We start from the raw sequence: 15,045 nt of genomic DNA, 5'->3' as shown, positions 1-15,045 counted from the left end.
GGGATGTTTAAGGCATTTTGGCTAGTTTAAAATTAAAATAAAATTCTTGACACTTCCTAATGATAACCATTATCATAGGAATGGTAGATGAAAATGAAAATCATTATCACTACTTAGAACGTATAATTATACATACTCGGAGGGATATAATTTGAAGAAATTATTAGTACTTCTGGTTGTTGCAGCGCTTACTGCAATGACTGCATGTTCGTCCACCAATACAGCGGACAATCAAACCAAGAATGAAGCCGTAACGAATACAGCTGCTAATGAAACGAAAGAAGCAAATGCAGCGAATACAACAGAAGCAGCGAAAACAGCGGATGCTGGAAAGGAATACAGTCTGGAGAATGATGGTGTAGATGAAGCATTGTTCAATGAAGCATTAAGCCAGTTTCCAGCCACAGTTCCACAGCGAATTGTAACTACATCTGTACCATTAACAGAAATGCTCTACTTGCTTGGAATCACACCAGTTGGGGTGCCAACCTCCACCAATCCAATCCCTGCTGATTTTGAATCGATAGATAAAATTGGTTCGCCAATGGCACCGGATCTTGAAGTAGTAACAAAGCTTGAGCCAGACTTGCTGCTGGGAGCAGAATCACTTCGAAGCACACTGGATAAGACACTGGAAGGCATGGATTTGCAAAAAGCATATCTACGCACAGAATCCTTCGAGGATTTAAAGCTTAGCCTTAAAGTATTAGGTACTTATTTTAATAAAAAAGATGAGATGAATGCGGCTTTGAGTAAGATATTGGATAAAGAAAATGAGCTAAGTAAATTAGCCGAAGGAAAAGAACTGCCGAGCGTGATGCTCGTTATTGGAACCTCTGATTCCTTCATGGTTATGAGTGAGAAATCTTATCTAGGTAGTTTGGTGAAAAAGCTTGGCGCTGATAACATTGCTACTTCTGTACTTAAAGTTACAGATACTTACTCTCCTATTAATATGGAGAACGTCGTAGCCGCTGATCCTGACGTCATTCTTGTATTGGCTTCAGGTGACCACGGAGCGACAAAGGACAAATTTAAAAAAGAAATAGAGAAAAATGAAACTTGGACGAAGCTCTCTGCTTATAAAAACGACAAAATCCAGATTTTAGATTACAGTGTGTTCGGCGTAACCTCGATCATTAACGCAGAAACAGCCCTAACTGAAATCGCAAAATACTTCTATGAATAATTAAAGGAGACAGCAAGTGATAAATACATCTCGTAGCAGAATAGTTGTTATTGTAACGGTTCTATTAGCGCTCGTTGCAGCGATTATTGCCATCGGATTAGGCTCTGTTTTCATTCCGGTATCAGACATACTAAGCACAATCTTTGGTTCATCGTCTAAGGCGGTGAATGCCACCATCATATGGGATATTCGATTGCCACGTGTGTTACTGGCGATGATCATCGGAGCGAATATAGCGATCTCGGGCGCACTGCTGCAAGCTGTGATGGGTAACCCACTTGCTGATCCTGGATTGACGGGTGTAACTAGTGGCGCGGCTGCATGTGTTCTTGTCATAATGCTTGCTGCACCACAGTATACTGAGTTCATTCCGATTGCCGCTTTTGTTGGAGGGCTAATTGCTGCCGGGATTGTATATGCATTAGCGTGGAGACGAACCGGTATTTCACCGATTACTATTATTTTATCTGGTGTTGCTGTGAATGCGCTTTGCGGAGGACTCATTGGACTATTAACAATCATGTACAGCGATAGACTCCCTGCAGCGGTTCAATGGCTTAACGGCAGTCTTGCGGCAAAAGGGAATAATGCGTTAATGATGGTCTTCCCATATGCGATTACAGGTTGGATCTTATCGTTCTTTGCTATTCGTAAGGCAAATATCATTCGTCTGGGTGATCAGGTGGCTTCGAATCTGGGTGAAAATGTGAACCGAATTCGTATCCTGCTCTCCTTGCTGGCAGTATTTCTAGCGGCTATTTCTGTAGCAGCCATTGGAATGATCGGATTTGTCGGTCTAGTTGTACCTCATATGGCGAGATTGCTCGTGGGTTCAGATTACAAATATCTTTTACCGATGAGTATGGCTCTAGGTGCATTGGTTCTGTTAATTGCGGATACAGGTGGACGTACCCTGTTTGCACCCCTAGATATCCCTGCAGGTATCCTTATGGCTGTGATTGGCGGACCATATTTTCTATACCTGATGAGAAAGAAGGCGTTCTAACATGTTTACTGTCGATTCCATTTCGATTCGGTATGAGCAGAAAAGCGTGATTAACAACTTCTCTTTTTCCGTAAAAAAAGGTGAGATCGTCTCCATCATAGGACCGAACGGCTCCGGTAAATCCACTTTGCTCAAAGCAGTATCACGGCTAATTCCTTATCACACGGGTACGGTCATACTCGATGGTACGGATCTGAAGACCATGAGCGCCAAACAAGTCGCACGAAAAATGTGCATGCTGAGCCAGAAGAATCAAGCGCCGAGTGATATGACTGTGATTGATCTGGTCTCGTATGGCAGATATCCACACAAAAAGTGGTTTGAAAGATTGAACCAAGAGGATATGGACATTGTTCATTGGGCCCTTGAAAAGACACATTTAATGGAGTATAAGGACCGAGCCGTAGCTTCATTGTCAGGTGGTGAATCACAGCGTGCCTGGATTGCAATGGCTTTAGCGCAGCGTCCACTCATCATGTTGCTTGACGAGCCAACCACGTACTTGGATATTTCGCATCAGCATGAAGTGCTTGAGCTTGTTCGCGAGTTAAATCAAGACATGGGCATGACCGTAGTGATGGTGCTGCATGATCTCAATCAAGCTTCTACTTATAGCGATAGTATCGTTGTAGTGCAGGCGGGTGAGAAGGCGATGTATGGCACACCGAATGAAGTCATGACAACCGATATGATAAGGGATATATACCGGATGGACTCGGAAGTCCAGTATGTTCCCACAGAGAAGAAACCTCGTATTCATTTGTTGAGTACTGTTCGATAGAATCATAGTGTGATTACACAACCTATTCATGGAGGGATTTTAAATGAAGAAGCCTGTAGATTTAGAGAAAAATAAAGAAAACTACTTGCAATTTATTAATAAACGTAAGAACCTGATTTTGAGTTTGATCGATGATGAAGGTAAGCCCTTTATTAGTTATGCGCCTTTCGTAAAGAAAGACGGCAAGCTGTATATCTATATTAGTAAAATCGCAGAGCACTATGGCTATATGGAAAATAATGATTTTGTGGACGCCTTTCTAATTGCGGATGAGTCTGAAACAAACAATAAATTTGCAACTGAGCGTGTGCGCTGGAGTTGTACCTCAAGCAATATCGGAAATGATGGATATGAGGATATCTTTGAATTGTTCAATGCTGACCATGGTGAGGCCATGCTGAAATTGCTGCGCGGACTGGATTTTTCACTGTTCGAACTAACTCCGTTGAAGGGGCGTTATGTTGTAGGTTTTGGGTTAGCGTTCGATATTGATGTAGATGCGAATGTATTTAATCACGTTGTTATTGATAAGAAGAAAGACGAAGAAGCAGCTGTACAAGGGAGCAAATAGCCGATGACTATTACTTCAGTACTGCCCATCTGGCAAGCGGTTCAAGAGCGATTTCATAAAATGGTGAAGGCATTGCCGGAAGAAGATTTAAATCTTAAATTAGGGAATTCATCCATCGGAGGTTTGATTTCTCATAATGCCGAGGTAGAATTTATGTTTGCAGAGTGGTTCTTTGGTAGACCTAAACCTCAAGCCGATGACGCAGCGTATACTACATTAAGTGAACTGGTGGATCTGCTGTCTGCTTCCAACGAGAATCTGATTGCAGCGATGCGGGAGCTTCCGGAAGATGCTTGGCATGTAAGCGTAGAGTCGTCTTTTGGCACATCTACTCCGCTTGAAGCGGTAGGAAGACTTATGTATCACACAGGTATTCATGCCGGACAGATTTCTCTAATACAGAAAAATGCGATTCGAAGTGAAGTGTTGTCGGTAGAAGAGTAGACATAGGGAAACGGCAGAAATGCCGTTTTTTTGTGTGTAAATAAGGAGTTTTAAATTGATCCCGATTAATTATTGGCTCTATTTTGATACCCTCTGTATTATCTGGATTTTGGTATAATATAGGGAATTCCAAGGGGGCGTAGATCATGACGGAGTACTTGCGAGGTCAAATGGCCAAGATGGCAAATGTGAATATGGAAACACTGAGGTATTATGAGGAACTGGGTCTAATTAGTACACCTTTACGTTCGGAAGCCGGCTACCGTCTTTATTCTGAAGAAGCGCTAAGTCGACTTACGTTTATACATAATGCTAAGCAATGTGGATTCACCCTAAAGGAAATTAAAAAGGCATTGTTAAAATCGGAAAGCAGTGGCATTAGCATAGATGATTTTGTGAAAGTTGTAGATAAAAAAATGGATCGAGTCCGCAATGAAATTGCAAGGCAGGAGATAAAGCTTGCTTCTCTCGCAGACTTGAGAAAAAATTTATTAGCCAAGGATAAACATCCTGGAGTACAGTCAACGCTAGAAATCCTGAAAATGGAATCTTAACTTGACCTTGTAGTCACCTACAGGCTTTACACTTTGAGTTGAAAAGACCTGTAGGAGGGATTATCGATATGGAAAAGACGAGTATAGAACAGCTTGCAGCGATCAAAGATTACCTGAAACAAACCAATCGGTTTGAAAGTAGGTCTGTAGAGCATATCCGGCAAGAAATGGTTGAGGCGGCTGCGAATATGCCTAGTCATACGGATGTTACAGTCGAGCGGGTCAGGATTGGACCATTAAGCGGAGAGTGGATCATTCCTGTGAAAGCAGCTCCACCTGATGATAAAGTGATTCTTTATTTTCATGGTGGTGGTTTTGTTTCAGGAACCTGTGAATTTTATCGGGATCTAGCAGCACGAATTGCAAAGGCGAGTGGCATGAAAGTGCTAATCATTGAGTATCGCCTTGCACCCGAGTATATCTATCCCGCCGCTAATGAAGATTGTATAGGGGCTTACCGGTGGTTGCTTGCGAATGGATATTCTGCCAGTGATATCGTGTTTGGAGGAGACTCTGTTGGAGCCAGCCTTGCGCTGATGACACTGATTACTTTGAGAGATGAGGGGAGCGAGTTACCAGCAGGTGCTTTTTTAATCTCGCCGCATACAGATCTTGTTCATTTGGATGGTGAACCGTATCAGAGTCGTGCGGAGCTTGATCCGACAGGTAGCTTGGAAGGGAATAAACGGATACTTGAAGCATATGTAGGTACTCGAACCGAGTGGGCTTCAATATTATCGCCGTTAAGAATGAATTTGCAGGGATTGCCTGATTTACTTGTTCAAGTAGGCAACCATGAGGTGCTATTAAGCGATTCAACGAGGTTGGCTGAACGGGCGACTGGAGCGGGTGTTCATGTGGAACTGGAAATATGGGATAATATGTGGAGTGTTTTTCATTTCTTAGCGTATATGCTCCCAGAAGCAGAGCAGGCGATTTCGAAGATTGGTAAGTTTGCTAGGGCGAAGCTGGACGAGTGAGTAAGTAGATGAAAGTAAGGAACCTTCTTGAGAAATCAAGGAGGTTTTCTGTTGTTGGGGTATGGTAGGTACTCAGCGGCTGATGAGAATTGGATACCAAACGTGGACCTAAGTTTAATAAATTAGTGCACGTATATACTGATATGGATTCTACAAATGACAAAGTAAGATTATTGTCAGTTCGTTTTTGAATATTATATGCTATGATAAGTACCATCAGAAATAGAGCGAGGGGAAATACCAATGTCGAATGATCTTCCATTATCTAAAGAAAACATTTTGGATGCGGCTGAACAAGTACTCCGGCGTTTTGGCCCGGATAAGACTTCAGTTGTTGATGTAGCGAGGGTACTGAAGGTTAGTCATGGTACGCTATATAGACATTTTTCCAGTAAAGCAGCTTTGCGCGAATCGGTAACCGAAAGATGGTTGCATCAAAATATTTTAGCCCCATTAAAGGACGTTACTGAGCAATTTGATGGGAATGCCAAAGAGCAGCTACGTCTGTGGTTAGATACTCTAATTCACAGTAAACGGAGCTATGCTGTAGATGATTCCGAAATGTTTGCTATGTACGCCTCCGTAACTTTAGAAGCAATAGATATGATTACCCAACACGTAGATCAATTAATTGGGCAACTCGCACGCATTCTTGAAAAAGGTATACAAACCGGGGAGTTTAAAGCATTGGAAATTGAGGTTACGGCAAGAGCTATTTTTAATGCAACATCACGATTTCATCATCCTGCTCACGCGAAAGAGTGGCAGTCGGGTTCGATTGATCAGGAGTTTGCCTCTGTTTGGGATTTGATGCTTTCCGGAATTTCGTCATAAATTGTTATAGCATATTTCATAATAGAAAAATGATGGACTAAACCTTTTGATGAAGATCGGAAGGTTTTTTTGCGTCTGGAGAACAATTATATTGAATGACAAAAAATAATAATTGTCACTTGTTATTTGCGAGTGTTCGATTTATAATCAGACCAACAAGAAAGGTAAACGAATAGGAGGAATAAATGATGGATCAGAATTTGGTTGGAAAAGTTGCATTAGTGACTGGAGCTTCAAGAGGTATGGGACGGGAAATTGCGGAGAACTTGGCGTTACATGGTGCAAAGGTTGTTGTTAATTATGCAAGCAGTTCAAGCAAGGCAGAGGAAGTTGTGAACGAAATTAAGCAAAAGGGTGGAGAAGCTATCGCTATCCGAGCGGATATCAGCCAAGTGGCAGAGCTAGAACAATTATTCCAAGCCACATTGGAAGCTTATGGACAAATCGATATTCTCGTTAACAACGCAGGCATTATGATCACAAAGCCGATTGCGAGTATGACGGAAGAAGACTTCGACAAACAGTTCGCCATCAATGTGAAGGGTACCTTTTTTGCTTGCCAGCAAGCGGCTAAACATATGAGTGAGAACGGACGGATCATTAATTTCTCGACATCGGTTACAGGCCAGATGTTCCCAACCTACAGCGTTTATGCGGGAACAAAGGGAGCAGTGGAACAATTCACTCGTCAGTTAGCTAAAGAATTTGGACGAAAAGGAATCACCATTAATGCGGTTTCGCCAGGTCCTGTTAATACGGAGCTTTTCACAGTTGGGAAGTCAGCTGAAGAGATTGCGAATGTTGGGAGTATGAATTCTTTTGGACGCTTAGGTGAGCCTGAGGACGTCTCGAGTGTAGTTCTGTTTCTAGCCAGTAAGGAATCACAATGGATTACGGGCCAGACGATTCGTGTGAACGGCGGATTTATTTAAGACAAAAGCCTATAGCATCTTTTTTTATAGCCAGTCTGAAGCAACACTCCTTAGAATAAAAGAATATACAAAAAGAGGAGTGAAACCATGACGCAGATCATATGTTCACCGACTAAATATATTCAGGGGTATGGCGAGATTCGTAAGCTGGGAGATTATTGTTTGCAGCTAGGATCGAACAGAGCTTTTGCGATTATAGATCCTTTTATTTTTTCCATGTACAAGGAGGATATCTTACACAGCTTTGAAGTGAACGATATTCCCCTTATGATGCGCGAATTCAAGGGTGAGTGCAGCCGTAATCAGGTGGATGAGATAGTGCTAGAACTTGGTCTGAAGGACGTTGAAGTTATCTTAGGAATCGGTGGCGGCAAGACCCTAGATACGGCAAAAGCAGTAAGCCACATGGCGGATCTCCCGGTAGTTATTGTACCCACAGTGGCCTCGACGGATGCACCTTGCAGCGCTTTATCAGTGTTGTATACGGACGAAGGTGACTTCGACTGTTACCTTCCATTAAAAAGAAATCCTGATATGGTGATCGCAGATATCGATATCATCGCTAAAGCTCCTGCAAGATTGCTGGTGGCTGGAATGGGTGATGCTTTGTCCACCTATTACGAAGCAAGAGCTTGCCGTGAATCTGGAGCGGTTACTCATGCAGGCGGGACTAGCACAATCGCAGCGTTCTCCTTAGGACGTGCTTGTCTGGACACACTTCTTGCTGAAGGTGAATCCGCACTCCTGGATGTTAAACAGGGGATCATCTCTTCTGCAGTGGAACATATTGTTGAAGCTAATATTTACTTGAGCGGCGTTGGGTTTGAGAGCGGTGGGCTTGCTGCAGCCCATGCTATTCATAACGGACTGACCCTGCATGAGGAATGCAGGAATGTGTTACATGGTGAGAAGGTTGCCTTTGCTACGATCGTGCAGTTGGTCTTGGAGAAGGCTTCAGAAGATGAGATCGCTCAGGTCATTGCTTTCTGCAAAAAAGTCGGCCTTCCCGTTACACTTAAGGAGCTTGGGATTACCAGTAGCGATATGGATAAATTAATGGTGGTGGCAGAAGCTAGCTGCTCCCAAGAGAGCCCAATGAAGAATATGCCATTTGAAGTTCAATCTGTGGATGTGCTGGAAGCAATCCTTGCCACAGACAAGCGCGGGCATTAGCAACAGCTCGATTGTAAATTTTTGCGAACCCTCCACGTACATATTTAACCTTCGTGAACCAAACAATGAGAACAATTGTTTAAGACGAAGGAGGCGTTCCTCTTGATGAAGGACAGTCGAAAGGTTAAACGTTACTTACTGAATTGGCTTGCTGTTGCTGCAGTATTGATTACCACAATTGTTCCGGCTACGCCGGCTGTCTCTGCTGCCACGTCTAAAGACAACGCTACAAATACGCAGCTTGAAGAGAGTGCACCAAAACGTGATAAGGTCGCTATCATTATTGACGATTTCGGCAATGGCATGAAGGGGACAGATGAAATGTTCTCGTTACCGATAAAGCTTACTGTAGCCGTCATGCCTTTTTTACCTACATCCGTAAAGGATGCCACCCGCGCACATGAACGCGGAGATGATGTTCTGGTTCATTTGCCGATGGAGCCGCGCCAAGGTAATCCTAAATGGCTTGGACCAGGAGCCATATTGGCCAAAATGTCCGATGAGGAAGTGCGACAAAAGGTTGAGGCAGCACTCGATAATGTTCCTTATGCGATCGGGATAAATAACCATATGGGTTCGAAAATTACCGGAGATGAACGGATTATGGCAGTGATCTTATCTGTATGCAAAGAACGAGGATTATTTTTTGTAGACAGCAAGACCAACTACCGTTCCGTTGCTGGCAATATGGCTTATCGGATGGGATTGCCACGCGTAGAGAACCATATCTTTTTAGATGACACACATACAGCAAGTCATGTTCTGAAACAAATGGGTCTCGTCAAAGACATGGCGAAGGATCAACGATTTTGTGTAACGATTGGTCATGTTGGTGTATTTGGGAAAGAGACCGCCGCAGGAATCCGCAGCGGTATTGAACAGATGAAAGACAATGTTGAGTTTATAGGGATTTCTGATCTGGTTAAAAACGAGATGAAATGGAGCTCCCAACTTAAACTTCCATAAGATAAGCTACAATACCATCAGCGATGGCTTCAGCGATTTGTTGCTGCCCTTTAGGGGTGCATAACTTTGCGCGGTCAGTCGGACTGCTTACAAAACCCGCCTCAACGATAACAGTTGTGGCGGTTATTTTGTTGAGTAAATAAAAGGGCTTGCCTGGTCTTGGATGAGCCTCGACATCGTAAAGATTGTTTAGCTGATGCTGAATGGACTTAGCAAGGATGAAGCTACGGCCCTCTTGACGGTACAATACAAGTGGACCATGTTTGGATGGGGAAGGCGCCCAGTTAATATGGATGCTTACCACTACAGTAGCAGGTAATGTCTCAGCAAGTTCTTTACGCTGTGCAAGATCCCGCAGATGTCGAGATTTACTACGCAGCCAGCGGTTCTCATCACTTGGGGCATAATCTCCATTGCGATTTAAAGCAACGTCAAAACCATCGCTACCCAGAAGTAGAAATAATCGACGTGAGATATCTAAGGTGATATCTTTTTCAAGAATATTACCGTAGGAAGTTCCACCGTCGATGCCTCCGTGTCCCGCATCAATTAGGATCATACGGTGTCCGTGACCTAATAAATGCTGACGGTCATTCTTCATCACGGGTTTCTCTGGTGTCGCAGAGGCTAAGGAGCTGCCCATAAACAACATTAGTAGTCCTAGGGTAGTTAGAGTGATTCGAAAGCCGCATAGAACAGCTGCTGTACTGGGAAAGGGTTGTTTTCTCCAGTTGTTCAAGTGAAACGCCTCCTTGCAAGTGAATAACGTCTTCTGGATTCTTTGTTAGATTGTGCTTTAATAGGTAAACCTATTCGACAAATCAGAAGTCTGTAGTTTAGATCCAAGTGGAGTGGTGCACACTAAGACCATGGAACGGATGCTGATAATCTGAATTCACTTACATTTTTAGGAGGTGTTAAAATGGCTTCCGGTGGCGATGAGCTTGTAAAGTATATAACGGAGAAGGTAGTCGTATATATCGAGGATCCGCGTGCCATTCATGCTCGTAGAGCGGCTACGAAGCAGCCGTGGTCACAGAAATGGTTTGGCATGCTCCCGCTTGGGTGGTCTATCTGGCGAAGCAAGTGGAGTCATGGCAAAAAAGAATAAAGGTATAAATAGCAAATAACCTTCCAGTGCCATTATTCATGGGTGGCAGTGGAAGGTTATTTGCATTTGTTTAAATATAAGAATTTATATGCTTACGTTATAAATTATCCTTCTATTTCTCGCATAAATACTTACCGTCCTCATAAGGACGCCGAAGGCGTTTATGCTTGTGTTAACGATTATATCCGAGTGCTTTGGTCGTTTTGTCTGGCAGCTTATGCAGTGTTCCATTATTTTGAAGTGCAGTGAGTGGTAAGTATCGTTTTCCTTCAGGGCCTGAGGCCGCGTATACGGTAGTTTTATTGTTCTCAGCTTGACCTTGAGAAGACTGCCAGCTCTGATAGCCTGTAATCATAAATGGTGCCCCGACAAGGTCGTTTCGCCCAGCAGCTTGATAAGCGATGCTTTCCTTAGGTCTGATCAGAAGTGCGATATTGTCGCCGCTCACTGTAGTTAGTTTCGGAGCAGTCAGCCATAGGATATCTTCGTAAGGATCATCTGACCCTCCACTATTGAAGGCCGATAACGGTGATACGTCAGGATTAAGATTAGTAATTACATCTGTTGCTGGAGGCTGCTCTTTAAAGACTTCTTCCGCCTTGCTCAGTGTCCAAGGTAAAATTTGCGGTACGGAAGCATTGATGTAAACCGTCTTTTCGTCAATGGTTATTTTCCAGACCGGTAGAAGTGGTGCATATAAAGCAGTAAGGTTTATTGTTCCTGAAAAAGATGATGTAATGAGACCTTTCTGCACCAAAAACTGGCGCAGATCATTTAAACTGTATGGGAGTCCGTAAGTGCCGGCTCCATATTCACTTAGCATATATCCGCCTGTATCGGTGGCGGAAATGATCATGTATCCGATCCGCTCTTCACCCTTCATTACATTTACAAGCCAGCCATGTGTACCTGGACCAAGGGGATAATATTCTATCCTTGCATCCTTCCAGGCTGTAAATGGAGCTTCTGCAGCGAGCTTGTTCAGTGTAGCCTTAGCGAATTCTTGGACCGTACTCGGAGAAGGTAAGGTACTCATCTTCAATACAGGCATTGCATCCTGCGTGACTGACTGGATCACACTTACTCTAGCCAGCGCCAGCGCTGAAGGGGAACCAGAACTGGATACAAACAGTCCAAAGCTTAGAAGCAGGAGGAGGCATCCTTGACCCGCAAGTTTCAGCCTCCGCCGCAAACTTATTTTCATGGCGTCGATCACCTTTCTTTGTTAAGAAATGTCAGGAAAGTTAAGCTTTACTCTATTGTAGTGGACAGGCTATAAAAAGGCTGTTGCATGCTGTCGCGCTTGAAGGCGGAAGTTCTCTTGTTTTTTTGCCTGCTTTTAGCGAGTAGGGTCGCATTCTATAGGCTTCGCAGATGAAACAGTCCGTAGGTTATCGCAGAAACTGCAATTTGCGGCTCATATTGCCAAATGGTCTCCTGTCGACGACGGTTATACTGCTCTTGAGTGCCTAAACGTTTTTCTTCATCAGGCTCTTTCAGCAGCTCTCCGTAATAAATATCAATGATAGCCAGCTCGATTCTAAGACGCTCACGTGCCTGTTCTGCCCAAGTGTAATCGAGTTCGGCTAGATGAGAGGTAAGATGAGCCTCTAATAAATCTGTAGCGGCTGTCACTGTTAATTCATAAGGCTGAATATGGACGTTTTCTGGTAAACGGGGGATCATCTCCCGCGAGGCTATCTTAGCGTTAAAGTCATCAATGATGGTCCCTTTTGTCAGCGATATTCCAAGATAATGCAGTTCTTCCCTTTTCAAATCGCAGCTCATCTCCACTTTATAGCAGACGCCGAGCCACGGTTCATAGGCAGCAGAGAAGAGTGTATTCCGCTGCCTGCTACCGGGATCTTCAAATAAGTAAAGGCATTTCCCTTCATCTTGGGCCGCACTCCAAATTTGCTGCAGGCGCTTGCTACCATAGATGATATCTTCACGTCTTATCATACCGGGCCCAATTCGGGGCAATGCAGGTACAATACCGAAGTAGCGGGCTAGGATGCTATCTTCTGGATTTGAGGAGGGGACATGAACCACATTAGATTCAGGTGATGTTGGATTCAATAGATCTGCGCTAGCCTCAGCATCTGTTGTGGCGCCCATCGCTGGGTTTCCGGTAATTGGCGGATTCAATGCTCCGATGCTGTGATTTACCGTTGGCGGAACTTCTATAGCTGCCTGGCTATCGTATTTTTCCGGATCAAATACAAAAGTGAAAGAGAGTGTCTCCGGATCAACACCAGTACGCTCCACGAATCCCCAATAATAAGGTCGATCTGTTAGCATTCTGTCAGCTCTTGGCGATAGCTTTACAGTTACGTGAATGGGCGATACTTCAATAATGGAGCATTCTGTCGCCTCCAGATAATCCATTACATGTTTACGTACTTCCTGTGAGTTGAGGGTCATGTCGCAGTCTCACTTTCCTTTTTAATACCCTGAGTCAACTCACTTAGGGATTCACCGATATGATCAAGCTCATTTCGCAGCTCTTCATCGGAGCGGGATTCGAGCATGATTTTGTATAAACTTTTCTCCAGTGATTCTTTCTTCTCAAAACGCTCCAGAATCACATCCAGCCCGCCAATGACCATTTCGAACATATTGATCTTTTCGTGTAGCAGGTGCAGAATATGTTCTTCAATCGTACCTTGTGTGGACAAATTATAGATAACCACGTCATTTTCCTGACCTAACCGGTGCACCCGCCCAATCCGTTGTTCTACTCTCATGGGATTCCAAGGCAGATCGAAGTTGATCATATGGTGACAGAACTGCAGGTTTATGCCCTCACCACCCGCTTCAGTAGCGATCATGACTTGAGCACGACCGCGGAAGAGGTCCATCATCCAGTCCTTTTTACCACGATTCATCCCGCCGGAATAAGAAACACACATTAGCCCATGTTCGCGGAAATACTGAAGCAAATATTCTTGAGTCGCGCGATACTCCGTAAAAACGATGACCTTTTCATTCATTTCTTGAATGAGAGATAGTGTTGTTTCGGCTTTGGTATTGGTCTTAACCGTACGAAGTGTCTGCAATAGCTCCATCATCCGATCGCGTTTCGGCGAATCAGCAGGCAGCTTCTTGATCAGATTAACCAAAGTGATGAAGACGGCATCCCTACTGCTGCACACCTCACGCTGAAGCGTTACCAAGGAAAGCATGCTGCTAAGATTGCCGCCTGATTCCTGATACTGATCTTTAACAAAAGAAGTGACAGCGTCATATAATACTCTCTCTTCCTGTGAAAGAACTAGCGGAATATTACGGACTTTTCGTTTCGTGAAATTAACTGGACCTTCGCCACGCCGATTGCGGATCATCACCTTCGATAGCTCGTCTCTTAGCTGACCTTCATTCTTAGGTTGGCGTTTATCAACGACGAAATTCGAAGCAAAATCACCCTGATTTCCTAGTTGCCCCGGTTTCAGTAAAGTGATCAAATTAAATAGCTCGCCAAGATCATTCTGAACGGGAGTAGCGGTTAGAAGCAGGCAATATTTTTTGCGTAATTGCTGTACAAATAGATAATTGGTCGATTTCTTGTTCTTCAGCTTATGGGCTTCATCAATAATCAACATGTCATATTCATTTTCCAGCAGCATCTCTTTATGAGGATCGCGCTTCGCGGTATCCATAGATGCGACGACAATCGCATTCCCCCAGGAATATGCTTTTTTCTGTGCAACAGCAGAGATGCCAAACTTGGCATTCAGCTCGCGGACCCACTGCAATACGAGGGAAGCGGGTACCAGAATAAGCACTTTAGAGACTAGACCGCGGACAAGATATTCCTTGAGTACAAGTCCTGCTTCAATCGTCTTTCCTAGTCCAACCTCATCTGCAAGAATCGCGCGGCCCGACATCTCAAACAAAACCTTATGCGCGGTATCGAGCTGATGAGGAAGCGGGGATAATCCGGATAAATGCTTCATGCATTGCAGCTCATCGAAGCTGGTTACTAGACCCGTTTGTTCACCTTGCACAGCAAGCTTGGACAGACGGTAGTCTCCCCACGGACCACCTTTATCTAGTTTGAGTTCTAGATCCTGCAGCCAATTCCGGTCAAAAGAAAGAGGAACAGGCAGTATAGGCGCTGACTTTCCACCTTTGTGAGGTAGAGAATTACGGAATAATTGCGTCATGGTACAGCCTCCTCAGGTGCTATTTCATATCATCATTCGTAGGAGTAGTATGCTCTTAAACAAGAGAATTCATAACCTTCTATTTTTCTTAATAGCCTTTAAAAAAGAGAGTAAAAGCGAGAAAACGCGGCAAGGTTTGCGATATTTCGGCTGCTTAACTCTATTTTCGAAAAAGACCTTCGATACAATATGTGGTATAGTTTAAAAGCTGACGCACACAATATATTGTGACAAAAGCATGAAAATGTGATTTTTTTAAAGTGCGTAGCTGCTATTTGTTATTGACAAGATGAACTTCCTACATACACCTGTAAGACGGAAGATAAGTGTAAGGAAGT

16 protein-coding genes are annotated in these 15,045 nt (G+C 43.8%); 12 read left to right on the top strand and 4 right to left on the bottom strand.

All coding sequences use genetic code 11. From position 1 onward, the window contains the following. Positions 1-151 precede the first annotated feature (151 nt). The 11 genes from MKX35_RS23810 to MKX35_RS23760 all read left to right on the top strand — a co-directional run bounded on the left by MKX35_RS23810 (position 152) and on the right by MKX35_RS23760 (position 9,430). Positions 152-1,189 (top strand): ABC transporter substrate-binding protein, encoded by a 1,038-nt coding sequence (locus MKX35_RS23810; RefSeq protein WP_081382743.1) that lies wholly within the window; start codon positions 152-154, stop codon positions 1,187-1,189. Positions 1,190-1,205: 16 nt separating this feature from the next. Next, positions 1,206-2,195, top strand: a complete 990-nt coding sequence (locus MKX35_RS23805) for a FecCD family ABC transporter permease (RefSeq protein WP_081382742.1) — start codon at positions 1,206-1,208, stop codon at positions 2,193-2,195. Position 2,196: 1 nt separating this feature from the next. Further along, positions 2,197-2,976 carry an ABC transporter ATP-binding protein gene (locus tag MKX35_RS23800; RefSeq protein WP_076298518.1) on the top strand — a complete coding sequence of 260 codons (780 nt, stop codon included), beginning with the start codon at positions 2,197-2,199 and terminating at the stop codon, positions 2,974-2,976. 43 nt (positions 2,977-3,019) lie between these two features. Continuing rightward, positions 3,020-3,547, top strand: coding sequence for a HugZ family pyridoxamine 5'-phosphate oxidase (locus MKX35_RS23795; protein ID WP_076298517.1), 528 nt, complete (start codon positions 3,020-3,022; stop codon positions 3,545-3,547). Between the two features lie 3 nt (positions 3,548-3,550). Further along, positions 3,551-3,991: a DinB family protein gene (locus MKX35_RS23790; protein WP_076298516.1), complete on the top strand. Its 441-nt coding sequence runs from the start codon at positions 3,551-3,553 to the stop codon at positions 3,989-3,991. 146 nt (positions 3,992-4,137) lie between these two features. After that, positions 4,138-4,545, top strand: coding sequence for a MerR family transcriptional regulator (locus MKX35_RS23785; protein WP_076298515.1), 408 nt, complete (start codon positions 4,138-4,140; stop codon positions 4,543-4,545). A gap of 68 nt (positions 4,546-4,613) precedes the next feature. Beyond that, positions 4,614-5,525, top strand: a complete 912-nt coding sequence (locus MKX35_RS23780) for an alpha/beta hydrolase (protein ID WP_076298514.1) — start codon at positions 4,614-4,616, stop codon at positions 5,523-5,525. A gap of 243 nt (positions 5,526-5,768) precedes the next feature. Continuing rightward, the gene (locus MKX35_RS23775) at positions 5,769-6,359 is read left to right on the top strand and encodes a TetR family transcriptional regulator (RefSeq protein WP_076298513.1); all 591 of its coding nucleotides are present in this window, start codon (positions 5,769-5,771) and stop codon (positions 6,357-6,359) included. A gap of 188 nt (positions 6,360-6,547) precedes the next feature. Next, the gene (locus MKX35_RS23770; protein WP_076298512.1) at positions 6,548-7,291 is read left to right on the top strand and encodes an SDR family oxidoreductase; all 744 of its coding nucleotides are present in this window, start codon (positions 6,548-6,550) and stop codon (positions 7,289-7,291) included. 87 nt (positions 7,292-7,378) lie between these two features. Further along, positions 7,379-8,464, top strand: coding sequence for a glycerol dehydrogenase (locus MKX35_RS23765; protein WP_076298511.1), 1,086 nt, complete (start codon positions 7,379-7,381; stop codon positions 8,462-8,464). A 105-nt stretch (positions 8,465-8,569) separates the two neighbouring features. Continuing rightward, the gene (locus MKX35_RS23760) at positions 8,570-9,430 is read left to right on the top strand and encodes a divergent polysaccharide deacetylase family protein (RefSeq protein ID WP_081382741.1); all 861 of its coding nucleotides are present in this window, start codon (positions 8,570-8,572) and stop codon (positions 9,428-9,430) included. On the opposite strand, the gene MKX35_RS23755 is transcribed toward MKX35_RS23760, so the two are convergent. After that, positions 9,417-10,169 carry an N-acetylmuramoyl-L-alanine amidase gene (locus tag MKX35_RS23755; protein ID WP_256716223.1) on the bottom strand — a complete coding sequence of 251 codons (753 nt, stop codon included), beginning with the start codon at positions 10,167-10,169 and terminating at the stop codon, positions 9,417-9,419. The genes MKX35_RS23760 and MKX35_RS23755 overlap by 14 nt on opposite strands. Positions 10,170-10,352: 183 nt before the next feature. On the opposite strand from MKX35_RS23755, the gene MKX35_RS23750 reads away from it, so the two are divergent. Then, positions 10,353-10,541, top strand: a complete 189-nt coding sequence (locus tag MKX35_RS23750) for a YqzE family protein (RefSeq protein ID WP_076283115.1) — start codon at positions 10,353-10,355, stop codon at positions 10,539-10,541. Positions 10,542-10,713: 172 nt separating this feature from the next. On the opposite strand, the gene MKX35_RS23745 is transcribed toward MKX35_RS23750, so the two are convergent. The 3 genes from MKX35_RS23745 to MKX35_RS23735 form a co-directional block, all read right to left on the bottom strand. Further along, positions 10,714-11,745, bottom strand: coding sequence for a hypothetical protein (locus MKX35_RS23745; RefSeq protein ID WP_076298510.1), 1,032 nt, complete (start codon positions 11,743-11,745; stop codon positions 10,714-10,716). Between the two features lie 155 nt (positions 11,746-11,900). Continuing rightward, positions 11,901-12,965 carry a YqhG family protein gene (locus tag MKX35_RS23740; RefSeq protein WP_076298509.1) on the bottom strand — a complete coding sequence of 355 codons (1,065 nt, stop codon included), beginning with the start codon at positions 12,963-12,965 and terminating at the stop codon, positions 11,901-11,903. Beyond that, positions 12,962-14,707, bottom strand: coding sequence for a DEAD/DEAH box helicase (locus tag MKX35_RS23735; protein WP_076298508.1), 1,746 nt, complete (start codon positions 14,705-14,707; stop codon positions 12,962-12,964). The genes MKX35_RS23740 and MKX35_RS23735 overlap by 4 nt, the downstream gene beginning before the upstream one ends. Between the last annotated feature and the right edge of the window lie 338 nt (positions 14,708-15,045).

The sequence above is a fragment of the Paenibacillus sp. FSL R5-0923 genome, assembly GCF_038009145.1.
Lineage (GTDB): Bacteria > Bacillota > Bacilli > Paenibacillales > Paenibacillaceae > Paenibacillus_AQ.
This window is presented reverse-complemented; position numbering and strand designations above follow the sequence as displayed.